We start from the raw sequence: 22,908 nt of genomic DNA, 5'->3' as shown, positions 1-22,908 counted from the left end.
CCCGCTCTCCGACCGGATTTACTGGCCGACCTTGCCCGGCTGGAGCACCTTCGTGAACAGCACCGTGCCGCCCTGCTCCCGCAGCCGCACCGTCAACTCCCCACTGGCGCCGTCGATCTCCACCTCGCCGAAGAGCGGAGGCGTCTCCATCGGAGAGAGGTTCGCGCCCGACGGCGCCTTGACGAAGACCCGGTCCGGGCCGAAGGTCCCGTCCAGCGCGCTGGCCGGGAACTGACCCGCCGCGATGGGGCCCGTGACGAACTCCCAGAAGGGCTCGAAGTCCTTGAAGGCGGCCCGCTCCGGCAGGTAGTGCTGCGCCGAGGTGTGGTGCACGTCCGCCGTCAGCCACAGGGTGCCCGTGATCCGCCGGTGCTTGATGTACCGCAGCAGATCGGCGACCTGGAGCTCCCGGCCGAGCGGCGCGCCCGGGTCGCCCTGCGCGACCGCCTCGATGTTCGCCGAGCCGTCCGGCACGACCAGACCGATCGGCATGTCGGCGGCGATGACCTTCCACACCGCGCGCGAGCGCGACAGCTCGCGCTTGAGCCACTGGAGCTGCTCCGCGCCGAGGATGCCGGTGGTGTCGTCGGACTGCCGGCCGGGCGAGTTGGCGTTGCGGTACGTCCGCATGTCGAGGACGAAGACGTCCAGCAGCGGACCGTGGTTGATCACCCGGTGCACCCGCCGGTCCGTACCGCGCGCGTGCAGCGTCGAGATGGGGAAGTACTCGCGGAACGCCTGGCTCGCGTAGCCGGCGAGCACGTCCACGTTCTTCTCGGTGTAGCGGTCGTCGTCCAGGATCTGGCCCGGGTACCAGTTGTTGCGCACCTCGTGGTCGTCCCACTGGGTGATGGAGGGTACCTCGGAGTTGAAGCGCCGGACGTTGTGGTCCAGCAGGTTGTAGCGGAAGTTGCCCCGGTACCCGGCGAGGGTCTCGGCGACCTTCGCCTTCTCCTCGGTGGTGACGTTGCGCCAGAGGCGCCCGTCGGGCAGCGTCACGCTCGGCTCGATCACCCCGTCCGCGTAGATGTTGTCGCCGCTGGACAGGAAGAAGTCCGGGGCGAGCCGGCGCATCTCCTCGTACACGGTGAAGCCGCCGAGGTCCGGGTTGATCCCCCAGCCCTGCCCCGCGATGTCGCCCGACCAGACGAAGCGCACGTCCTGGCGGCGCTTCGAGGGCGCCGTACGGAACGTGCCGTACACCGGTTCGCCGGTACGGCGCGGGTCGTCGGGGTCCGCGAGCGTCACCCGGTAGTGGACCCGCTCGCCCGCCGGGAGCCCGCGCAGCGGGACCGTACCGGTGAAGTCGCTGCCGGCGCCCAGCAGCGGACCGCGCACGACGTGCGCGCGGCGGAACGACTCGGTGGCCGAGGTCTCCACGATCATCCGGGCGGGCCGGTCCGACCGTACCCACACCAGCCCGGAGGAGGTCGTGATGTCGCCGGCCTGTACGCCCCAGTCGGCGCGCGGCCGGCCCGACAGGGCCTGCGCGGGCGCCGCGCCGCCCAGTACGGCGGCGCCGGGCAGCGCCAGCGCGGCCGAGGCGGCGAGCGAACCGCGCAGCACGCCGCGCCGGCCGGGGTGGCGCGCGGCCTCGGAGGAGGTGGCGGGAGAGGAGGCCGGGGAGGAAGAGGGAAGCTGGCTGTTCTGGGGGCCGTTCGGCATCGATGCGTCTCCTGGGCGAGAGGTGACCCTGGTCGTGTGGTGACCGGAGTGTCCTGCCATGCCTAATGCCCGGCGACGGCCACCGCGCGAACCTCGGGTGAACAACCGCCCGCGCGCACAAGGGAACCGGACCGTAGGATGGCACGGTGGCAGCCGACCCCATGAGCACCGAGGCGTTCGAAGCACACCGGTCGGTGCTGACGGGGGTCGCGTACCGCATGCTCGGCCGGTACGCCGACGCCGAGGACGTCGTGCAGGAGGCGTGGCTGCGCTGGAGCGCCGCCGACCGCGCGGACATCCGCGAGCCGCGCGCCTACCTCGTACGGATCACCACCCGCCTCGCCATCGACCGGCTGCGCCTGGCCCACACGCGGCGCGAGGCGTACGTGGGCCCCTGGCTGCCCGAACCCGTCGTCACCGATTTCGGCCCGACCCTGCCCGACACGGCGGACCGCGCCGTGCTCGCCGACTCCGTCTCCCTCGCGGTCCTGGTCGTCCTCGAATCGCTCTCGCCGCTGGAACGCGCGGTGTTCGTCCTGCGGGAGGCGTTCGGCTTCCCGTTCGCGGAGATCGCCGCCACGCTGGAGCGCAGCGAGGCCGCCGTACGGCAGCTCGCGGGCCGGGCCCGCCGCCACGTGGAGGAGCGCAGGCCCCGCTACGACGTCGACCCGGCCGAACGCCGCGATCTCACCGAGCGGTTCCTCGCCGCGGCCGGCGGCGGCGACCTGGAGAAGCTCCTCGCCCTGCTCGCCCCCGACGCCCGGCTGGTCGGCGACAGCGGAGGCAAGGCCCTGGCGCCCCCGCGCGTCCTGGAGGGCGCCGACAAGGTCGGCCGCTTCCTGGCCGCGATCTCCGCGGGCCTCGCCCTGTACGACTTCACCCTCACCGAGGTCAACGGCGCCGTCGCGGTCCTGGCCACGGACGGCGGAAAGCCCGATTCCGTCCTCCAGTTGGAGATCAGGGACGGCCGGGTGCAGTGCGTGAACATCATCCGCAACCCCGACAAGCTCGGCGGCATCACGGCGGGCCGGCCCGCCGTGTAAGGCGGGACTCCACACCGGGTAAAAGATCCGTTTCCTTCCGTGACCGGCATGCCCATTGGTCTTGACCAAGGGGTGGGGCCGTCTTATGGTCGCTTTTTAGTGAGGAACCTTTAATAAACAAGGGCACGGAAACCCGCCGGGCGGCCGGCGATTGCGGAGGATCAGGGTGGGGACCACGCAGCTCGAAACGGTGCCGGAGCCCAAGTACTGGCATCTCAGGACCGTCCTCGCCGAGGCGCTCGACTCCGACTTCGTGGTCGGTGAGGTGCTGCCCAACGAGCGTGAACTCGCCGCCCGTTTCGGGGTTGCCCGCGCCACCCTGCGGCAGGCGCTCGAACAACTGGAGCTGGAGGGCCGCCTCCAGCGCCGTCGCGGCGTCGGCACGACCGTCGCCCCGCCGCGTGTCGGTGTCGACGTCTCCACGCCCCGGCGCGCCTGGCCGGGCGCGGGCGAGGACGCCTGGCAGCCGCTCGACTGCGGCCCGGCGGCGGCGCCCGCCGCGGTGGCCCGGCTCCTGGAGACCGACGACGGCGATCAGGTCCACACCGTCCGCAGGATCCGTGTCACGCACGGCCAGTCCGTGGCCGCCGAGCTGATCTACGTGCCGTCCGCCTCGGTGCCCGGCCTCTCCGCCATCGACGCCCCCTCGGGTCCCGCGCGCGCCCGTGCCGTCCTGCGGGAACTCCAGCACCTGGAACTCGACTCCCAGGAACGGGCGGTCGAGCTGGGCTCGGCCCGCGCCGACGACGCCAAGGAGCTGGACCGCCTCCCCGGCGCGCCCGTCCTCGTGGTCACCACGCGCTACGTGGTGGCGGGCCGGGTCGCCGCGGTCTCCGTGGCCACGTACCGGGCGGACACCTGCCGGCTCACCTTCGGGGACTCCGGCGGTCTGGAGATCAGCGACGAGACGCAGGAGCGCAGGGCGTCGTAGCCGAACCCAGCCGAGCCGAGCCGAGCCGAACCCAGCCGAGCCGAGCTGAGCCAGCCGAGCCACGTACAGTCCCTAGCGGCGGGCCGTCACCGTGCTCTCCACCGCGAAGAGCTGCTCCTCCACATGGTCGATGGCCAGCCGCAGCGCGCCCGTGGCCACCGCCGCCTCGCCGAGCAGGGAGAGCGTCACCCGGGGCGGGCGCAGGCAGTAGCGGGCCAGTTCGTCGCGGAGCGGGTCCAGTACGCCGTCGAGTCCCGCCGCCCAGCCGCCGATCACCACGAGCTCCGGGTCGAGCGCGAGCACCAGTGCCGCGACGTCGTGCACGAGCCGCAGGATGAACCGCTCGACGGCCTCCTGGGCGCGCGGGTCGCCCTGCCGGGCCTCGGCGAAGACCCGCGCCACCGCCTGCTCGTCCAGCGGATGCAGCGGCTCGTCCGTCGTCGACAGCAGCCGCTCCGGGGTGACCCCGCGCCCCAGCAGATGCAGCGCGCCGATCTCGCCCGCCGCCCCGCCGAACCCGCGGTGCAGCCGACCGCCGATCAGTGAGCCCGCGCCCGGGCTGAGCCCGGCCAGGACGAAGACGATGTCGTCGGAGTCGGTGGCCGCGCCCTTCCACTGCTCGGCGACGGCCGCCGCGTTGGCGTCGTTCTCCACCAGCACCGGGCAGCTGAACGAGCGCCGCAGCCGTTCGCCGAGCGCCAGCCCCGTCCACTGGGGCAGCGCCGTGCCGAGCCGTACGGTCCCGTCGGCCTCGACGATGCCCGGACTGCCCACCCCCACCGCCCGGAGCGAACCGCGCGCCACCCCGGCCCGCGCCAGCACCTCGTCGGTGACCAGGTGGACGCCCCCCAGCCGCTCGTCCGCGTCCGCCTTCGCCGAGACCTCCCGGGACCCGGCGCCGATGATCTCGCCGTCCAGGCCGGCGACCATGGCCGCCACCCGGTGCGGCCCGATCTCGATGCCCAGCAGATGCCCGGCCTCGGCGCGGAACCGGAACCGCCGCGCCGGGCGGCCCTGTCTGCGGGTCTCGCCCTCCTCCGGGGCCGACCCGGCGACCAGCCCGGCCTCGATCAGCCCCTCCACCACACCTTCGACCGTCGGCCGGGACAGACCGGTGATCCTCGTGATGTCCGTGAGGGTGAGCGAGCCCGCGTCCCGCAGGGTGTGCAGTACCACCGCGGAGTTGATCCTCCGCAGCAGGGACGGATCTCCGCCGGTCAGCCGCCCCACGGTACTCCTCCAGCTCGTGCGCGTGTGTGGCGGATCGTACTCGGTGCCCGACGGCCCGGCGAGTGGTGTGCACGGGGCGTACGCGGGCGGACCCGGCCGCCGCCCGGGCGGGCGCGCCCCGACGCGGAAGCGGGCAGCGCGGTGCGGAGCGCACCACGCTGCCCGGGACGGGCCGAATCCCGGCCGCCCGCCGCGGCGGTCAGTCGCCGACCTTCTCCATCCGCTCATCGGACCGGTCCGGCACTCGCTCCCGCCGGGCGTGTACGTGTCCAGGATCCGTGCTGTCGTACGGCAGTGTCAGATCGCGGTCACGGGTCTCCGGCGCCATCCGGGTGGCGATGAGGCTCACGGTCGTGACCAGCATCATGTAGACGGCGACGGGGATCCAGGAGCCCGAGAACGCGGTGACCAGCGCGGTGCAGATCAGCGGCGCGACCCCGCCGCCGATCACGGAGGAGAACTCCCGGCCCAGGGTGACCCCCGCGTACCGGTAGCGGTTCCCGAACAGCTCGGGGAAGAAGCTCATCTGCACACCGACCGCGCCCTGGCAGGCCAGGATGAAGCCGACGATGATCGCCACGGTGATAGCGACCTTGGACCCCGAGTTCAGCGCGACGAAGGTGGGTGCGGGGAGCAGGATCAGGGCGCTCAGGATCAGCGTGTACACCGGCCTGCGCCCGAACCGGTCCGAGAGGGTGCCGAAACAGATCGCCGCGATACCGCCGCAGATGGCGCCGAGCAGCAGCACCTCCGGTACGAAGTCCTTCGGCACGCCCACGGTCGTCACCAGGTAGGAGGCCATGAAGACCTGGTACGTGTAGGACTGCGTGCTGATCCCGAAGTTCATGAAGAGCACCAGGAGCATCGGCCTGCGGCCCTGTGTGAGGACCTCCCGCACCGGTGACGCGGCCTTCTCCCGCCGCTCCTGCTCCTGCGCCTGCTGTTCCTTGAGATCCTTGAAGACGGGGCTCTCGTTGAGTTTCCGCCGGATGATCATGGCGGCCACGGTCACGACGAGACTCGATCCGAAGACCAGCCGCCAGCCCCAGGACATCAGGGCCTCGTCGGAGAGGCGCTGGGCGAGGATCCAGGCGACGGCGCCGAGGGCCGTACCCAGCGCCGCGCCGGTCATGACCAGCGACGAGAGCCTGCCCCTGCGCCCCTTGGCGGCTGTCTCGGTGAGCAGGGCGGCGGCGCCCGACTGCTCGGCGCCGGCGCCGAAGCCCTGGCCCATGCGGCAGATCAGCAGCAGGATCGGGGCGAGCAGGCCGACCTGTCCGTACGTCGGCAACAGCCCGATGGCGAGCGTGGAGCCGCCCATCAGGAGGAGCGTCGCGACCAGGATCCACTTACGGCCGAGCCGGTCCCCGTACCGGGAGAAGAAGAGCCCGCCGAGCGGCCGGGCGGCGAAGCCGACCGCGTACGTGCTGAAGCTGGCGAGGATGCCCACGGACGCCGAGACGTTGGGGAAGAACAGCTCGCTGAAGATCAGCGCCGAGGCGGTCCCGTAGATGACGAAGTCGTACTGTTCGAGCGCGGTGCCGATCAGGCCGGCCCAGGCCGCGCGGCGTACCGCGGCGGGGTCCGGCGTCGGTTCCCCGGACGGGGTCGTGGCCGGCGGGGACGGGGGTGTCACGGCAGGTGTGGTGTGGTCCATGATCCATGCCTCCTTGAACGGATCGAAGTTCCGGAGCGGAGCGGAACTGGTGGAGCAAAGCTGGTCAAAAGGGGTGTGTGAAGGTGTGTTGAGGTGCGTTGAGGTGTGCGGGGGTGTGTTGGGGTGGTAACTGGGGTGCGCGGTACGAGGTGTTGCGGCCCCGCGGGGTCGCCGCAGGGTCGCCGCGGGGTCCGTCCGTGTGCCCGGCGTGTGTCAGGCGGTGCTGTCGCCGGGGCGTACGACGACCTTGAGGTGGGCCGGGTCGTTCCCCGGGGCCCGCAGCGCGTCCACCGCCCGGTCGAGCGGGAACCGTCCGGTCAGGACGCCCGCGAGATCGACGCGTCCCTCGGCCACCAGCGCGATGGCGGTGGGGAAGGCGTGGGCGGAGCGGAACGCGGTGGACAGCTCGATCTCCCAGCGCTGGAGATGCGCCAGCGGCAGCCCGTCCACGCTGGGCGGGGCCTGCCCGACGACGATAGCCCGGCCCGCGGGGCGCAGGGTCGCGAGCCCCTGCCGGAGCGCGGCCGGATGGGCCGAGCACTCCAGCAGTCGGTCGGCACCGGTCAGGTCGAGCTCCTGTTCCGCCGTGTTGACGACGGAGCTCGCGCCCAGCTTGAGCGCCTGCGCGAGCCGCGCGTCGTTGACATCGGTGACGATCACCTCGCTCGCCCCCGCGGCACGCGCCACCTGCGCGACGAGGATGCCGATCGGCCCCGCCCCGGTGACCAGCACACGGTCGCCGAACTCGACACCGGCGCGCCGCACCGCCCACACCGCGACGGCCAGCGGCTCGACCAGCGAGCCGACCTCCAGGGGGATCGCGTCGGGCAGCGGATGGACGGCGCGCGCGGTGGTGACGATGTGTTCGGCGAAGGTCCCGTCGGTCGGCGGGGAGCCGAGACAGGTGCCCACCGGGCAGAGGTTGTAGCGCCCGGAGCGGCAGGTCGGGCACGAGCCGCAGCCCACGGCCGGCTCCACCGCGACCCGGGTGCCCACGTCCAGCGCGACGGCGGAGCCCTTGGCGCTGATGACGCCGGACGCCTCGTGGCCGAGCACCGTCGGCCGGCGCAGTTCGTTCCGGCCGTTGCGGCCGCTGGTGAAGTAGTGCATGTCCGAGCCGCAGACACCGACGGCGTCGACCGTGACGAGGACGTCGTCGGGGCCGAGCGGCCGCAGCGGGCGGTCTTCGACGCGCAGGTCGCCCGGGCCGTACAGGACGGCGGCGCGGGTCGAATCGGGAGGGAACACTTCTCTGACGTCTCGCACGTCTCTCACATCCTTGTGAGCGGGGACCGGGAAACCCGGGAGGGGAAAGGGGAAGAGGGAGGGGGAGGGGGAGGGGGACGAGGGAGCGGTGGTCCGCCGACAGGGCACGGGAACGGTCGGAAACGGTGTCGGGCCGGGGGCCGGGGAAGGATGTCGCCCCCGGGCTCAGCCTGTCGGCTGCGGCTCGCACTCCGCGGCGCGCGCGGCCTCGGCGGCCGCCGCGCCCGGTCCGAACCGGACGATGACATCGATGAGTTCGGCGATCCGGCCGCCGAACGACGGGTACTCGGTCAGCCCGTCGCCGAGCAGCCCGCTGTCCAGCACGGCTTCGACGAACGCGGCACGCGACGCCCCGGAGCCCGCGGGCGCCGTGGCCGAGCGTGCCGCGATCGCCGCCAGCGTCCCGCGCGCCGGATCCACCATCGCGGCGGCGTGCGGGCCGGGCGAGAACCCCTCGGGCGGGGCGACGCAGCACAGGTACGCGGCCACGGTCAGCGCCAGCCGGTGCGGCATGCGCCCGGCACGCAGGTGCAGCAGCGCCGGCTCAGGCACCCGCTGCCGCAGCTTCACCGAGCCGTCGGACCCGACCTGCTGGGTGCGGTGGCCCAGCGCCGTGTTGGCCCAGCGTTCGAAGAGCTGCCCGACGTACGCGTCCAGATCGATGTCGTCGGGCACGGTGAGGCTCGGCAGGTACTCGCCGCGCAGCACCCCCCGCGCGGCCTCCGCGACGAACGGCCGGCCCACCGACTCCGGGATGGTCGCCCGCCCGTCCAGCGCGCCCAGATACGCGATGAGCGAGTGCGTGCCGTTGAGCAGCCGGAGCTTGAGCAGTTCGTACGGCTCGACGTCCGCCGTGAAGAGCGCCCCGCCGTGCTCCCAGCGCGGTCGCCCGGCGGCGAACCGGTCCTCCATCACCCACATGGAGAACGGTTCCGCCGGCACCGGTACCGCGTCGCGCACCCCGAGCCGGGCGGCGACCGCCTCCCGGTAGGCATCGGTCGTCGCGGGGACGATCCGGTCCACCATCGAGCTGGGGAACGTCACCGAACGCTCCAGCCACGGCGTCAGCGCGTCCCGCTCGGCGGCGGGCAGTGCCTGGGCGAACTCGTGCACCAGGCGCTCGGTCTGCGCGCCGTTGGCCACCAGGTTGTCGCAGCTCAGCACCGTCACCGGAGCGGCATGCGTACGCTGCCTGCGCTGCAGCCCGCGGACGATCTGCCCGATGGTGGTGCGCGGTGGCGTGTCACCGCGCAGATCCGACCGTACGGCGGGGGCGTCGAAGTCGAGGCCGTGGGTACGCGGCGAGAACGTGTAGCCGTGCTCCGTGACCGTCATCGTGATGACGGCGGTGCCGGGCGCGGCCAGCGCGTCGAGCACCTCGTCCGGCTGCGCGGCGGCCACCAGCGCCCCGGTGTGCACCGACGGGACGGTCACCTCGGTGTGTTCCGGGGAGATCTCCACGACCGCGTACCGCATGTCCTGCTCCCGCAGGGCCCGGGCCACCCCGGCCGACCGGCTCGCCACCCCGAGGATGCCCCACGGCCCCTCGGTGTGCGCCAGCGCGGCGGCCGTGTGCACGGCCTGGTGGGCGCGGTGGAAGTTGCCGAGCCCGAGATGGACGAGGCCGGTCTCGGCCGGCGGCTTCGCCGCGACGGTTCCGGCACCGAGCCGGGGGAGTGATGTGGTCATCACCGGTCACCAGTCCGTCATCGAGCCGTCGCGGCGGCGCGCGATCGGCAAGTAGGCCGGTTCGTAGGGGAATCGGGCGGCCAGCTCCTCGTCGACCTCGATCCCGATACCGGGCTGCTCCCCGGGGTGCAGATGTCCGTCCTCGTAACTCCACGCGTGCCGGAACACCTCGTGGACGAGCGGCTCGTACCCCATGTACTCCTGGATGGCGAAGTTCGGTGTGGAGAGGCCGACATGGAGGGACGCGCCGAGCGCGATCGGCGACACGTCGGAGGGGCCGTGCGGGCCGAGCTTGACCTGCCAGATCTCGGCGAGCGCGGCGATCCGCCGGAGGTGGCTGATGCCGCCCGCGTGCGTGACACACGTCCGTACGTAGTCGATGAGCTGCTCGGTGATCAGTGACTGGCACTCCCACACGGTGTTGAACACCTCGCCGATGGCGAGTGGCACGGTGGTGTGCCGCCGGACGTGCCGCAGCACCTCCTGGTTCTCCGCCGGAGTGACGTCCTCCAGCCAGAACAGGTCGACGTCGTCCAGCCGCTGTCCCAGTCTGGCCGCCTGGCCGGGCGTCAGCCGGTGGTGCACGTCGTGCAGCAGTTTCAGCTCCGGGCCGACGTGCGCGCGGGCCGCCGCGAGGACACCGGGGGCGTGTCGCAGGTAGGACTCCGTGTCCCAGACCTCCTCCACCGGTGCCGCGCCCCGTCCGGCGGGCTCGTATCCGGCGCCGCCCCGCGTCACCCCGTACACCATGTCATGACCCGGCACACCGCTCTGCGCCCGTACGGCGAGGAAGCCCCGGTCGCGCTGGGCGTCGATGGCGTCGAGCAGTTCGGGCACGTCCCAGCCGGAGGCGTGGGTGTAGGTGAGGACGCGGTCGCGGACCGCGCCGCCGAGGAGCTGGTACACCGGCTGCCCGGTGGCCTTGCCCTTGATGTCCCAGAGCGCGAGGTCCACCGCGCCGATGGACGTCATCGTCACCGGACCGCGCCGCCAGTAGACGCCGCGGTAGAGGTACTGCCAGGTGTCCTCGATCCGCGCCGGGTCCCGGCCGATGAGGAGCGGAGCGACATGGTCGCGCAGATACGAGGCGACGGCCAGCTCACGCCCGTTGAGGGTGGCGTCGCCCCAGCCCACGAGCCCCTCCGCCGTGGTGATCTTGAGGGTGACGAAGTTACGGCCGGGGCTGGTGACGAGCACGTCCACGGCGGCGATGGTGTCGGTCCTGGTCATCGGGCCACCGCCACGACGTTGTGGAGCTGTTCGCCCGCGGCGAGCCGGCCGATGTTGGCGGCGATGTCGGCGGCCCTGCGTGCGAAGGTCTCGCGGGTGAGGCCCGAGGAGTGGGGAGTCATCAGTACGTTGTCCAGCGTTTCGAAGGGGTGTGTGCCGGGCGCGCCGGAGTGGCCGTCGGACGGGTACCGGTACCAGACGTCGAGTGCGGCGCCGCCGATGGCCCGTGTGCTCAGCGCGTGGAACAGGGCGTCCTCGTCCACGACGGGGCCGCGGCCCACGTTGACCAGGACGGCCGAGGAGCGCATCCGGGCGAACTCGGCCGGACCGATCAGCCCGGTCGTCGCCGCGCTGAGCGGCGCCGAGACCACCACGACGTCCGACGTCTCCAGCAGGGTGCCGAGATCGTCCACCGTCCCCGACCACTCCAGCCGGTGCGCCGCCGCGTCGACGTCGCCGCGCCGGGTGACCGCGACGCCCCGCGCGCCGAACGCCCGGAACAGCTCCCAGCTACGGGCGCCGATATGGCCGAAGCCCACGAAGCCGACCGTCGCCGCGCCCAGGCTGTCCACCCAGGGCGCGCGGGCGTCGTACACGGGGGAGTCCCACTCGCCGCGGCGCAGTGCCTCGTGCTGGCGCAGGAAGCCCCGGCGCAGCAGGACCGCCGCCGAGACCGCGTACTCCGCCATGGAGTTCTCGTGGTGGAAGGTGTTGGCCACGACGGTACCGGCGGCGAGCGCGCCGGTCTCGATGCGCTCCGTGCCGGCGCCCGCGGCGTGCACCAGACGCAGCCCGGGGGCCGCGGCGGCCATGGCGGCGGTGCACTCGCCGGAGACGAGGACGTCGGCGTCGGCCAGGGCGGTTCCGACGGCGGCGGTGTCCCGCGGGTCGGGCCAGCGTACGGCCGTACCCGCGGGGAGCGCGGCCTCGAACTCGGCGCGCAGGGGACGGAGGTTGGAGTCGGCGACGATCACGGTGAGTGTCATGACGCGTCCTTCGTGGCTCGCCCCGCGGTGGTGTGGAGCCCGGCGTCGTGGGTGCGGGCCGGACCGCTGTGGGTGAGGGCCGGGCCGCTCGAACCGCGGACGATGAGCTGGGTCGGCAACCGGAGCGTGCGGGGGGTGTGGCGGTCACCGGCGAGCACCTGGCCGAGCAGGTCCATGGCGAGGGAACCCGCCTTCGCCATGGGGACGGCGATGCTGGTGAGGGAGGGCTGGGACACCTCGGCGAACGGGATGTCGTCGACCCCGATCACACTGAGGTCCTCCGGCACACCGATCCCCAGCGCGCGGGCACCCGCGATCACACCGAGCGCGACCAGGTCGTTGTGGGTGATCACCGCAGACGCCCCGGAGGCCATCACACTGGCCGCCGCGGCGGTCCCGCCCGCCACCGTCTCGGACTGCCACCCCAGCAACTCCAGCTCCAGACCGGCCCGTTCGACCTCGGTGCGGATCAGCTCGACGCGCTGGGCGTTGGACCAGGAGCGCTGCATGCCCTGGACGTATGCGATCCGCCGGTGGCCGAGGGCGGCGAGGTAGTCGACGGCCTGGCGCAGCCCGTGCGCGGCGTCGGTGAGCACACAGTCCGCGCCGGTCGTCTCCCGGTTGACCAGCACGGCGGGCGTACGGCCGCAGATGCCGAGGATCTCGTCGGCGTCCAGCCGTGACGACACCACGACGAGCCCGTCGGCCTGGTCCCGCAGATGGGCGATCACCTCGCGTTCGCGGTCCGGGTTGAGATCGGTGTCGGCGAGCACGACGGTCTGCCTGCGGTGCCACCCCTCACCCTGGGCGGCCTTCACGAAGGCACCGAACACGGGGTTGGCGATATCGGGGACCACGACGGCCACCGTGGCGGTCTCCCCGTCGGCGGCGGGCTCGGCGACCCGCGATCCGTTCGGTTCGTATCCCAGCTCTTGCGCAACGGCGAGAACCTTGCGCAAGGTTTGCGGTCCGAGCCGGTCCGGGTCGCTGAAGGCGCGGGACGCGGTGGACAGGGCGACGTTGGCGCGTTTGGCGACGTCGGTGAGGGTGGGGGCCATGGAGTACTCCGTTTACCGGTTCGACGGAGAAAGGGGAGAAGGGTGCGTGAACGACATGCTGCATGGTCGTCACCGTTGTGCAAACTTGTCAACGCTTGCCACAAAATTGGCAAGGGTGCTGCCCCGGTGTTGCCACTCCGGTTGTTGCCGCTCCGGTGTTGTCTTCCCGCCCCTGGGTCGCCTCGCGACGGTCGAGGTGAGCGGCTACGCGACGGTCACCGCGCGCCGGACGCTCTCGTGCAGCAGGGCGCGACGTCGCTCATGCACTTCCGCGGGCTCCTCGGCGGTCGCTGTGTAGACGTTGCTGACCGGCGACCAGGCCATCGACATGGCGATCACCATCGCCATCAGGTCGAACGGGTCGCCCTCGCGTACCAGGCCGGCGGCCTGTGCCCGGGTGATCGCGCCCAGCTTGCCGTCATCGAGCCGGTCGGGTCCCTCGACCAGGTGGCCCGCCGGACGCCGCTCCAGGCGTACCCAGGTGGCCAGGCGGATGAGATCGGGGCGGCGGAGGTACTCGTCGTAGAGGCGTACGGCCCAGTCCGCCAGGTCCGTGGCGTCGATCGGGACGACGTTCACGATCCGCTCCAGGGAGCTGAGGAAGATGGCGTCGAAGAGCCCTTCCTTGCTGCCGAAGTAGGCGTACAACTGCGCCTTGTTGGTGCGTGCCGCGGCCACGATCCGCTCGACGCGCGCCCCGGCGATCCCGTACGCGGCGAACTCCTCGGTCGCCACGTCGAGGATGCGCTGGTACGTCGCGGCTCCGCGCGTGGTCAGGGGCCGATCGCTCATACCGGAACCGTAGCAGACAGAACAGTTGGTTTGCTTTCTGCTCCCTGCTGTGCCTACTTTCAAATAGACCGAACAGTCTGTCTGGGAAGTGAGGGACATGAGAACCACCGTTGGCTGGCAGGCGGAGGGCCCGGCGAAGGCGACGACACTGCGACGAGCACCGCTGGAACGGAGGGAGCTGCGCCCGGACGACCTCGCGATCCGCGTGGACTACTGCGGCGTCTGCCACTCCGATCTGCACGCCCTCCACGCCCGGGACGGCGTGGGGAGCCCGCCGCTGGTGCCGGGGCACGAGTTCACGGGCACGATCACCGCGACCGGGCCCGAGGTCACCCGCTTCGCCGTCGGCGACCCGGTGGCGGTGGGCAACATCGTCGATTCGTGCGGCACGTGCGCCATGTGCCGGGCCGGCCAGGAAAACTTCTGCCATGCCTTTCCGACCCTGACCTACGGCGGCGCGGACCGGCACGACGGATCGACCACGCTGGGGGGCTACTCCCGCGAGTACGTCGTACGTGACCGGTTCGCCCACCCGCTGCCCGCCGGGCTGGACCCGGCCGCCGCGGCGCCGCTGCTCTGCGCCGGGATCACCGTCTGGGAGCCGCTGCACGCCCTGGAGGTGGGGCCCGGGAGCCGGGTCGCCGTGGCGGGCCTGGGCGGTCTCGGCCATCTCGCGGTCAAGATGGCCGTGGCGCTCGGCGCCGACACCTCCGTCATCAGCCGCTCACCGGACAAGGCCGACGACGCCCGCCGGCTCGGCGCCCACGGGCTCGTCGTCTCGACGGACCCGGAGCAGATGGCGGCGGCCCGCGACCGGTTCGACGTCCTCATCGACACCATCTCCGCCCCGCACGACGTGGGCGCGTACCTGGGCCTGGTCGCGATGGACGGGACGCTCAGCCACCTCGGGCACCTCGGCCCCGTCACCGTGGACACCATGGACCTGCTCGTGGGGCGCAAGAAACTCAGCTCCGCGGGGAGCGGCGGCGTCCCCGCCACCGCCGCCATGCTGGACTTCTGCGCCGAGCACGGCGTCACCGCCGACATCGAACTGCTGCCGTCGGCGCGCGTGAACGAGGCCCTCGACCGGCTCCGGCGCAACGACGTCCGCTACCGGTTCGTGCTCGACCTGTCCGACCTGGACTGAACGACGGGGAACCGGACGGGCGGACGAGAACCGCCCGTGACCACGTCGGGCAGGACGTGGTCACGAGCGGTTTCACGGGCGGTTCAGGGCCCGGGGTTCCGGGGCCGGAGCCTCAGGCTCCGGCCAGGAGCGGATCGTACGGCTGTCACAGCCGTCGCAGCGCGGATCGTACGGCCGTCACGTCACAGAATGGAGCCCGGTGTGTAGCTCGCCGCCTCGGGGTGCCGCTTCAGGATCTCCTCGATCCGGCCCACCACCGTCGCGATCTGCTCCTCCGCCGCACCGGTGAAGGAGAGCTTGTCGGCCATCAGCGCGTCCAGCTCCGCCCGGTCGAGTGGCATGCGTCCGTCCGCCGCCAGCCGGTCGAGCAGTTCGTTGCGCTCGGCACCCTGCTCGCGCATGGCCAGCGCCGACGCCACCGCGTGCTCCTTGATGACCTCGTGCGCCGCCTCCCGGCCGACCCCGGCCCGTACCGCGCCCATCAGGACCTTCGTCGTCGCCAGGAATGGCAGGTAGCGGTCCAGCTCGCGCGCCACCACGGCGGGGAACGCGCCGAACTCGTCCAGGACGGTCAGGAAGGTCTCCAGCAGCCCGTCGAACGCGAAGAACGCGTCCGGCAGCGCCACCCGGCGCACCACCGAGCACGAGACGTCCCCCTCGTTCCACTGGTCGCCCGCCAGCTCACCCGTCATCGACGCGTAGCCGCGCAGGATCACCATCAGCCCGTTGACCCGCTCGCAGGAGCGCGTGTTCATCTTGTGCGGCATCGCCGAGGAACCGACCTGGCCGGGCTTGAAGCCCTCCGTGACCAGCTCGTGCCCGGCCATCAGCCGGATCGTCTTCGCGACGGAGGACGGTGCGGCGGCGAGCTGCACCAGCGCGGTCACCACGTCGTAGTCGAGCGAGCGCGGATACACCTGGCCCACGGAGGTGAACGCCCGCCCGAAGCCGAGATGCCCCGCGATCCGCTGCTCCAGCTCGGCCAGCTTCGCGGTGTCGCCGCCCAGCAGGTCGAGCATGTCCTGCGCCGTGCCGACCGGGCCCTTGATCCCGCGCAGCGGGTAGCGGCCCAGCAGGTCCTCCAGCCGGCCGTATGCCACCAGCAGCTCGTCGGCCGCGGTCGCGAACCGCTTCCCGAGGGTGGTGGCCTGCGCGGCCACATTGTGCGAGCGGCCGGCCATGACCAGCGCGCCGTACTCGCCCGCCAGCTTCCCGAGCCGGGCCAGCACCGCCACCGTACGGTCGCGCGTCAGCTCCAGGGAGAGCCGGATCTGGAGCTGCTCGACGTTCTCCGTCAGGTCGCGCGAGGTCATGCCCTTGTGCACCTGCTCATGACCGGCGAGGGCGTTGAACTCCTCGATCCGCGCCTTCACGTCGTGCCGGGTGACCTTCTCGCGCTCGGCGATCGACGCCAGGTCGACCTGGTCGAGGACGCGCTCGTAATCGGCGAGGGCGGCGTCGGGCACCTCGATCCCGAGGTCCCGCTGCGCCCGCAGCACGGCCAGCCAGAGCTGACGCTCCAGCTTCACCTTCTGCTCGGGGGACCACAGCACGGCCAGCTCCGCGGAGGCGTAGCGGCCGGCAAGGACATTGGGGATACGAGGCTTGGGAGTCACGTGAGCTGATTCTACTGTCGGTTCACGCGGTGCCGCGCCGCGCCCGTTTTCGTCTGTTCCTACGATGCGTGTTCCTGCGGCCCCTGATCCTGAGTCTCGTGCGCCTCGTACGGCAGCAGCTCCGGCCGCTTCGCCGCCCTGCCGTCCCCGGACGGTGGGACACCCACCCAGGCTTCCTGCACGTAGGGTAGAGGGCGCGTACAGCAAGGGGGGACGGCGCGATCCGAGCACCAAGGAGCACCACCCCCGATGGCCGTCAGCCTTCTCATAGGCCTCTACCCGCGCAAGAGGCAAAAGAGCAAGAGCTTGCGGGAGGACGATCACCGTCGAGAGCAGTCCACCGACACGCAGGAGGCCTCCGGGCGTCGCTGGGCCGACCGCAACGGCTACACCGTCCGTCATGTGTGGGTAGACCTGGCCTCCGGCTATAGGCGGATGCCAAGCGTCCCGACTTCGACAAGGCGCTAGCAGCGCTACGGAACCGTGAGACCTCGGCGCTGTGGTGCTACATGGTGGACCGGTACTCTCGCCAGGGGGCCCGTGCTGTCCTCGACGTGATCGACCCGGCAGACGGCACCGAGCCCGGCCGCCTGATCATCAGGCGCGACGGGCGCCTGGCCTCCACGCCGGTGGTGTGGACCGACGTCGACAGCGGACGGCTGATCGTGCTGTCCGGCAACCACCGCACGCCTGCCCCCGTTGAATCCAGCCTGAGCAGATCTGGTGGATGCAGGCGGACGAACCGTTGCCCCGCCAGCGGCAGATCGCCCTCCAGCTCTCCCACAACGCCATCGCGGGCCAGGACGACCGGGCCATCCTCAAGGAGCTGCACGACGAGCGGGAGTCGGTGGAGTGGCGCCACTACACGGGCCTGGACGACAAGACGCTGGACCTGCTGGCGAAGGTGGACGGCGCCGCCGGCCTCGGTGAGACCAGGCTCGACTTCACCTCCGTGCAGCTGATGTTCCTGTCCGATGAGCTGGAGCGCGCCGAGGCCGCGTTCGACGCCGCCCGTTCCATGGCTTCTGTCGACCAGCGATGGGTGGCCGACCTGGAGCAGTACGAGCCGGTTCTCGATGCGCTGGAGACCTCCCGGGCCGCGTACAGGATCGTCAACGCCGCGACGGCCTTCGGCGTGATCCTCACCTTCGGAGGCTTGGCGCAGTACCCGTGGCGGCCAGCGCGGTCACGGGATCACGCCGGGCGGGGAGGACATCGCATCCCGTCAGAATGTACTGGATGTAGGTCCACGTGCTCAGCAGACGGAAGGACGCCTTCCGCCGTCTGGCCGTCTCCTCGGCGAAGCGCACAGTCTCGAGGTCCCGCTCATCCCGTACGCCCACCACGGTCACCCCGCTCGACGGCCGTTCCGTACCACGCACGACGCCTACCGGGCACCTTGCCTGTCCGGCCAGTGTCAGCGCGACCGAGCCGAGCAGCAGCGCGGAGAAACCGCTCAACCCCGCGAGCCGACGACGATCGTCACGGCGCGTTCCCGGCATGTGGCACTGTCGATGCGGCCCATAGCAGGCTGTCCGCCACGGGTTGCCGGCCGACCTCCGTGGTGACCACAGGTCAGGCGCCCTGCCGGAGGCTGCGACCGCCGCCTCGGCCACCAGAGACCGGGCGGCCTCGCGGACCCGCCGGGCGGTTTCGGTGGACAGGCGCTCCGCCAGGTCGAGGTCGACGGCGCACACGATGTGGAGCTGACGCCGGAGAGCGGCTTCCCGCGCCGCCCACAGCACCGCGCGTGCCGCCCCGGCCGAGCCGTCGGTCGCCACCACCACTGGCCCTTCAGACATGCCTGACCAGCTCTTCCCGGCAGTGAGCAGAACCCGCCCCGCGGTCCCGGCCGGGCGACGGGGTGTCACAGCGGCACCCCTGGGTCGGTGTACCGCAGCAGCATCCCCACCCGGTCCTGCTGAGACAACTCCTCCCGCGGCACGACCACCTCGGGCAACGCGCTGAACCGGGCAGCGTCGTGCGCCGACGGGTCGGGCAGTGCCTCCGCCAACGCCAGATGGCCGTGGCTCGCGAAGATGGCCTGCCCATGACGCCGGGAAACCTCCCGGTCCGTACCCGCCACATCGTCGACAACGGCCACGGTGGCATGGCCGGTCCCCCGCTGGGCCAGATCCTCACGCAGATGCCGGCGCCGCAGTCTGATCGCCGCCTCCGGGGCACGGACGTCACGTGAGGTGTCCAGGTAGGCGCAGGCATAGGGGCCCGGTCGTGCGTACACAGGGCCGAGAAAGGTCAGCTCCACGGTCTCTCCTCATCACAGTGGCCGGCCGAGCCACCCCGGACCGCCCTCCCTCCGCATCCCGGCCACCGCTTGCGGTGACACCCCACCCCCCCCTGCGCTGCTTCCAGCAGACCTCCCGGCCACCGACTTTGCGCGCCGGACGGTGCACCGCCAACCCACAGTGGATCGCGGATCGAATCCGCAGAGAGGATTCCGCGGCCTGCGCGGACGCGAAACGAGGCAACCGCCGTGCGCCGACTGGGACGGTCGCCGGCCGCGGGTGCCAGCAGCGGTTCCAGAGCCGCGGCGAATCCGCGATCAGCCGGCCGTGGACCGAACCCTCAGTCGAAGCGCCACGGCATCCAACGGCAGTCCTCGACCTCGGTGTCATCAAGAAGCTCCTGCCCATGCCTGTCGAGACCGGAGTCCAGGTTCGGCGCGAACCCGAAGGCGCGCCGTCATGTCTGCTTCTACGTGATCGCGGGCGCCTCGTTTGCTTGCCCGTCGGTTCGCGGGGACCCTGCCGCTGGTCCGGACACGGCGATGTGTCATCGACCGGCCGGTCACAGGCCGAGGGCGCACAATGGCTCCATGTCTGGTCGCTGGCAGTTCTGGATCGACCGTGGTGGCACTTTCACCGACGTTGTGGCGGTGTCGCCGGATTCCGAGGTGGTCAGCCGCAAGCTGCTGTCGGAGCGGCCGGAGGCGTATCGGGACGCGGCGGTCGCCGGGATTCGGCTGGTGTTGGGCCTGGAGGCGGACGAGCCGATTCCGGCCGGCCGGATCGAGGTGGTGAAGATGGGCACCACCGTCGCCACCAACGCGCTGCTGACGCACACCGGCGAGCCCACGGTTCTCGTGATCACTCGGGGTTTCCGGGATGCCCTGCGGATCGCCTACCAGAATCGGCCGCACATCTTCGACCGGCGCATCCTGCTTCCGGAGGCCCTGTACGACCGGGTGATCGAGGTGGACGAGCGGGTGGGCGCGCACGGCGAAACCGTCCGCCCGCTCGACCTGGACGCCGCGCGCGAGGCGCTGGCCGCGGCGTACGCCGACGGGTTCCGCAGTGCCGCGGTCGTCTTCCTGCACGGCTACCGTCATTCGGCGCACGAGGCCGCCGTCGCCGAGGCGGCCCGCGCCGTCGGCTATGGGCAGGTCAGCTGCTCGCACGAGGCGAGCCCGCTGATCAAGCTGGTACCGCGAGGCGACACGACCGTGGTCGACGCCTACCTTTCGCCCATCCTGCGTCGCTACGTGGACCAGGTGGCCGCCGAGCTGAACGGTGTGCGACTGATGTTCATGCAGTCCGGGGGCGGCCTGCGCGAGGCGGGTGGCTTCCGGGGCAAGGACGCCGTGCTGTCCGGCCCGGCGGGTGGGGTCGTGGGCATGGCGCGCGCCGCCACCGGTGCGGGTCATGTCAAGGCGATCGGTTTCGACATGGGTGGTACCTCGACCGACGTGTCCCACTACGCGGGTGAGATCGAACGGGTACTGGGCACCCAGGTGGCCGGGGTGCGGATGCGGGCGCCGATGACCGACATTCACACCGTCGCCGCGGGCGGCGGATCCGTCCTGCACTTCGACGGGATGCGCTACCGCGTCGGGCCGGACTCGGCCGGTGCCGACCCCGGCCCGGTCTGCTACCGCCGCGGCGGGCCGCTGACCGTCACCGACGCCAATGTCCTGCTCGGCCGCATCCAACCCGCCTATTTCCCCCGAGTCTTCGGCAAGAACGGCGATCAGCCGCTGGCCGAGGCCGCGGTCCGTGCCCGCTTCACGGAGCTCGCCGAGCAGACCGCCGCCGCGACCGGAAGACCTCTCGGCCCGGAGGAGGTCGCGGCGGGCTTCCTCGACATCGCCGTCCTCAACATTGCGAACGCGGTGAAGAAGATCTCCGTCCAGCGCGGCCACGACATCACCCGCTACGCGCTGGTCGGATTCGGGGGCGCGGGCGGCCAGCACGCCTGCGCAGTCGCCGACCGGCTCGGCATCGACACCGTGCTGATCCCGCCGCTCGCCGGGGTGCTGTCCGCCTACGGTATCGGGATGGCCGACGCGCTCGCGCTGCGCGAACGCTCCATCGAGGCCCCCCTCGACCGGCCGGATACAGCGGCCCGTGTCGAGACCGTCCGCGCGGAACTGGCGGAACGGGCACGCACCCAGCTCCGCGAGGACGGCGTGCCGGACGCCACCGTCCATACGACCGCCCGCGCGCTGCTGCGCTACGAGGGCACGGACTTCTCGCTGCCCGTGCCGTTGGGCCCGGCCGAGGACATGCGGGGCGCCTTCGAACGCGATCACCGGGAGCGCTACGGCTTCACCATGGCCAAGCCGCTGGTCGTCGAGGCCATCGCGGTCGAGGCCACCGGTTCCTCCGGCCCCCGTACTGCCACCACGCCCGTGCTGCCGTCGCGGACCGGCGCACTTCAACCCGCCGCCATCGTACGGATGTTCACCGAGAGCCTCTGGCAACCCACGCGGCTGTACCGGCGCGAGGAATTCCGCCCGGGGGACGCGGTCGAGGGTCCGGCGATCATCGCCGAGGCGGACGAAACCACGGTCGTCGACCCCGGGTGGCGCGCCGCGGCCGACGAGCACGGCGACCTCGTCCTCACCCGGTCCCGGCCCCGCCCATCCCGTACGGCGGTCGGCACCACCGTCGATCCGGTGATGTTGGAAGTCTTCAACAACCTCTTCATGTCCGTTGCCGAGCAGATGGGTGTACGGCTCGAGAGCACTGCTCACTCTGTCAACATCAAGGAGCGCCTCGACTTCTCCTGCGCCCTGTTCGACCCGGACGGCAATCTCATCGCCAACGCGCCCCACATCCCCGTACACCTGGGCTCGATGGGCGAGTCCATCAAGGAGGTGCTGCGCCGCAACTCCGGCTCACTGAGGCCCGGCGACGTCTACGCCATCAACGACCCCTACCACGGCGGTACTCACCTGCCCGACATCACCGTCGTCACCCCGGTCTTCGACGAGACGGGCGATCGGCTGCTCTTCCTTGTCGCCTCCCGCGGCCACCACGCTGAGATCGGCGGCATCAGCCCCGGGTCGATGCCCGCCTTCAGCACCACCGTCGACGAGGAAGGCGTCCTGTTCGACAACTGGCTGCTCGTGCGCGACGGCGACTTCCGCGAGACCGAAACCCGCGACCTGCTGACGACCGCTCGATACCCGTCGCGCGACCCGGATACCAACCTCGCCGACCTGCGGGCCCAGATCGCCGCGAACAACAAGGGCATCCACGAACTGCACATGGTGATCGACCAGTTCGGGCTCGACGTCGTCCACGCCTACATGCGGTACGTCCAGGACAACGCGGAGGAGTCCGTGCGCCGTATCATTGCCACCCTCCGTGACGGCGAGCACCGCTATGAGACGGACAACGGCGCCATCATCCAGGTCACCCTGCGCGTCGACCACGAAACCCGCAGCGCCGTACTGGACTTCACCGGGACCGCACCCCAGCAGCCCGGCAACACCAACGCCCCCACATCCGTCGTCATGGCGGCCGTGCTGTACGTCTTCCGCACCTTGGTCGCCGACGACATCCCCCTCAACAGCGGCTGCCTGAAACCCCTCGACGTCCGTATCCCCGTCGGCTGCATGCTCGCCCCGGTCCACCCGGCCGCCACCGTCGCCGGCAATGTCGAGACATCCCAGGCCGTCACCGGTGCCTTGTACGCCGTATTGGATGCCCAGGCCGAGGGCTCCGGCACCATGAACAACCTCTCCTTCGGTAACGAGCACGTGCAGTACTACGAGACCGTCGCCTCCGGCTCCGGCGCGGGCGACGGCTTCGACGGCGCGGACGCCGTACAGACGCACATGACCAACTCCCGCCTCACCGACCCTGAGATCCTGGAATGGCGCTACCCGGTACGGGTCGAGGACTTCCGCATCCGCGAAGGCAGCGGGGGCACGGGCCGGTGGCACGGTGGGTGCGGCGTGGAACGCCGGATCTGCTTCCTGGAACCGATGACCGTCGCAGTCGTCTCCAGCCACCGCCGCATCCCGCCTTACGGCATGGACGGCGGCCGCCCCGGCGCCCTCGGCGAGAACCTCATCGCACATGCAGACGGTACGACCACGCCCCTGCGCGGCTGCGACACGGCGGACGTTGCCGCCGGAGACACGCTCGTCATCCGCACCCCCGGCGGAGGCGGATACGGGCCGAGCGAGGAGACACCGTCGCAGCACACACGACCGCCGACTGATCCCCAGGCCGCTTGGGCGCGTGCCCTGCCTGACACGGTGCAGGTCGCGGACCGGTGGCATGTGGGGAAAAACCCGTGCGAAGCCGCCCTGAGCGAGGTCAAGGCGCACAGCACCTGCTAAGCCACC

At 71.6% G+C, this 22,908-nt stretch carries 16 protein-coding genes; 4 read left to right on the top strand and 12 right to left on the bottom strand.

Going from position 1 to position 22,908, the window contains the following annotated elements; all coding sequences use genetic code 11:
• Nucleotides 1-18 precede the first annotated feature (18 nt).
• Complete coding sequence (locus AB0P17_RS32685; RefSeq protein ID WP_365816628.1) at nt 19-1,665, bottom strand: alkaline phosphatase D family protein; 1,647 nt, start codon at nt 1,663-1,665, stop codon at nt 19-21.
• Between the two features lie 161 nt (nt 1,666-1,826).
• On the opposite strand from AB0P17_RS32685, the gene sigJ reads away from it, so the two are divergent.
• Nucleotides 1,827-2,708, top strand: a complete 882-nt coding sequence (gene sigJ / locus AB0P17_RS32680; protein ID WP_365816659.1) for an RNA polymerase sigma factor SigJ — start codon at nt 1,827-1,829, stop codon at nt 2,706-2,708.
• Nucleotides 2,709-2,874: 166 nt separating this feature from the next.
• Entirely contained in the window at nt 2,875-3,639 is a 765-nt protein-coding gene (locus tag AB0P17_RS32675; RefSeq protein ID WP_365816626.1) for a GntR family transcriptional regulator, read from the top strand.
• A gap of 72 nt (nt 3,640-3,711) precedes the next feature.
• Here the strand turns inward: AB0P17_RS32675 and AB0P17_RS32670 are convergent, their stop codons facing one another.
• The 8 genes from AB0P17_RS32670 to AB0P17_RS32635 form a co-directional block, all read right to left on the bottom strand.
• Nucleotides 3,712-4,869, bottom strand: coding sequence for an ROK family transcriptional regulator (locus tag AB0P17_RS32670; RefSeq protein WP_365816624.1), 1,158 nt, complete (start codon nt 4,867-4,869; stop codon nt 3,712-3,714).
• Between the two features lie 199 nt (nt 4,870-5,068).
• Nucleotides 5,069-6,526 (bottom strand): MFS transporter, encoded by a 1,458-nt coding sequence (locus tag AB0P17_RS32665; RefSeq protein ID WP_365816622.1) that lies wholly within the window; start codon nt 6,524-6,526, stop codon nt 5,069-5,071.
• 213 nt (nt 6,527-6,739) lie between these two features.
• Nucleotides 6,740-7,792 carry an NAD(P)-dependent alcohol dehydrogenase gene (locus AB0P17_RS32660; protein ID WP_365816620.1) on the bottom strand — a complete coding sequence of 351 codons (1,053 nt, stop codon included), beginning with the start codon at nt 7,790-7,792 and terminating at the stop codon, nt 6,740-6,742.
• Nucleotides 7,793-7,957: 165 nt separating this feature from the next.
• Complete coding sequence (locus AB0P17_RS32655; RefSeq protein WP_365816618.1) at nt 7,958-9,481, bottom strand: mannitol dehydrogenase family protein; 1,524 nt, start codon at nt 9,479-9,481, stop codon at nt 7,958-7,960.
• Between the two features lie 6 nt (nt 9,482-9,487).
• Entirely contained in the window at nt 9,488-10,711 is a 1,224-nt protein-coding gene (gene manD / locus AB0P17_RS32650; RefSeq protein WP_365816616.1) for a D-mannonate dehydratase ManD, read from the bottom strand.
• Nucleotides 10,708-11,697 carry a 2-hydroxyacid dehydrogenase gene (locus tag AB0P17_RS32645; protein ID WP_365816614.1) on the bottom strand — a complete coding sequence of 330 codons (990 nt, stop codon included), beginning with the start codon at nt 11,695-11,697 and terminating at the stop codon, nt 10,708-10,710. Before AB0P17_RS32645 ends, manD begins: the two co-directional genes overlap by 4 nt.
• Nucleotides 11,694-12,755 (bottom strand): LacI family DNA-binding transcriptional regulator, encoded by a 1,062-nt coding sequence (locus AB0P17_RS32640; protein WP_365816612.1) that lies wholly within the window; start codon nt 12,753-12,755, stop codon nt 11,694-11,696. The genes AB0P17_RS32645 and AB0P17_RS32640 overlap by 4 nt, the downstream gene beginning before the upstream one ends.
• Before the next feature lie 204 nt (nt 12,756-12,959).
• Nucleotides 12,960-13,547 (bottom strand): TetR family transcriptional regulator, encoded by a 588-nt coding sequence (locus AB0P17_RS32635; protein ID WP_365816610.1) that lies wholly within the window; start codon nt 13,545-13,547, stop codon nt 12,960-12,962.
• Between the two features lie 97 nt (nt 13,548-13,644).
• Between AB0P17_RS32635 and AB0P17_RS32630 the strand changes: the two genes are divergently transcribed.
• Nucleotides 13,645-14,694, top strand: coding sequence for an NAD(P)-dependent alcohol dehydrogenase (locus AB0P17_RS32630; RefSeq protein ID WP_365816608.1), 1,050 nt, complete (start codon nt 13,645-13,647; stop codon nt 14,692-14,694).
• Nucleotides 14,695-14,876: 182 nt separating this feature from the next.
• Here AB0P17_RS32630 and purB read toward each other — a convergent pair whose 3' ends face one another.
• The 3 genes from purB to AB0P17_RS32615 form a co-directional block, all read right to left on the bottom strand.
• Nucleotides 14,877-16,310 carry an adenylosuccinate lyase gene (gene purB, locus AB0P17_RS32625; protein ID WP_365816606.1) on the bottom strand — a complete coding sequence of 478 codons (1,434 nt, stop codon included), beginning with the start codon at nt 16,308-16,310 and terminating at the stop codon, nt 14,877-14,879.
• A 1,142-nt stretch (nt 16,311-17,452) separates the two neighbouring features.
• On the bottom strand, nt 17,453-18,094 hold the full coding sequence (locus AB0P17_RS32620; RefSeq protein WP_365816604.1) for a universal stress protein: 642 nt from the start codon (nt 18,092-18,094) through the stop codon (nt 17,453-17,455).
• Nucleotides 18,095-18,177: 83 nt separating this feature from the next.
• Nucleotides 18,178-18,576 (bottom strand): hypothetical protein, encoded by a 399-nt coding sequence (locus AB0P17_RS32615; RefSeq protein ID WP_365816602.1) that lies wholly within the window; start codon nt 18,574-18,576, stop codon nt 18,178-18,180.
• A 570-nt stretch (nt 18,577-19,146) separates the two neighbouring features.
• Between AB0P17_RS32615 and AB0P17_RS32610 the strand changes: the two genes are divergently transcribed.
• Nucleotides 19,147-22,902: a hydantoinase B/oxoprolinase family protein gene (locus AB0P17_RS32610; RefSeq protein WP_365816600.1), complete on the top strand. Its 3,756-nt coding sequence runs from the start codon at nt 19,147-19,149 to the stop codon at nt 22,900-22,902.
• Nucleotides 22,903-22,908 lie beyond the last annotated feature (6 nt).

Origin of the sequence: Streptomyces sp. NPDC088124 (genome assembly GCF_040685895.1) — a bacterium.
Taxonomy (GTDB): domain Bacteria; phylum Actinomycetota; class Actinomycetes; order Streptomycetales; family Streptomycetaceae; genus Streptomyces.
The sequence above is the reverse complement of the archived record's forward strand: the minus strand, read 5'-3'. Positions and strand labels throughout refer to the sequence as shown.

Excerpts from the sequence above, each read along its gene's own strand:
- AB0P17_RS32685 (WP_365816628.1), bottom strand. The coding sequence starts at position 1,665 with ATGCCGAACGGCCCCCAGAACAGCCAGCTTCCCTCTTCCTCCCCGGCC.
- sigJ (WP_365816659.1), top strand. The coding sequence starts at position 1,827 with ATGAGCACCGAGGCGTTCGAAGCACACCGGTCGGTGCTGACGGGGGTC.
- AB0P17_RS32665 (WP_365816622.1), bottom strand. The coding sequence starts at position 6,526 with ATGGACCACACCACACCTGCCGTGACACCCCCGTCCCCGCCGGCCACG.
- AB0P17_RS32655 (WP_365816618.1), bottom strand. The coding sequence starts at position 9,481 with ATGACCACATCACTCCCCCGGCTCGGTGCCGGAACCGTCGCGGCGAAG.
- manD (WP_365816616.1), bottom strand. The coding sequence starts at position 10,711 with ATGACCAGGACCGACACCATCGCCGCCGTGGACGTGCTCGTCACCAGC.
- AB0P17_RS32645 (WP_365816614.1), bottom strand. The coding sequence starts at position 11,697 with ATGACACTCACCGTGATCGTCGCCGACTCCAACCTCCGTCCCCTGCGC.
- AB0P17_RS32640 (WP_365816612.1), bottom strand. The coding sequence starts at position 12,755 with ATGGCCCCCACCCTCACCGACGTCGCCAAACGCGCCAACGTCGCCCTG.
- AB0P17_RS32635 (WP_365816610.1), bottom strand. The coding sequence starts at position 13,547 with ATGAGCGATCGGCCCCTGACCACGCGCGGAGCCGCGACGTACCAGCGC.
- AB0P17_RS32630 (WP_365816608.1), top strand. The coding sequence starts at position 13,645 with ATGAGAACCACCGTTGGCTGGCAGGCGGAGGGCCCGGCGAAGGCGACG.
- AB0P17_RS32610 (WP_365816600.1), top strand. The coding sequence starts at position 19,147 with ATGTCTGGTCGCTGGCAGTTCTGGATCGACCGTGGTGGCACTTTCACC.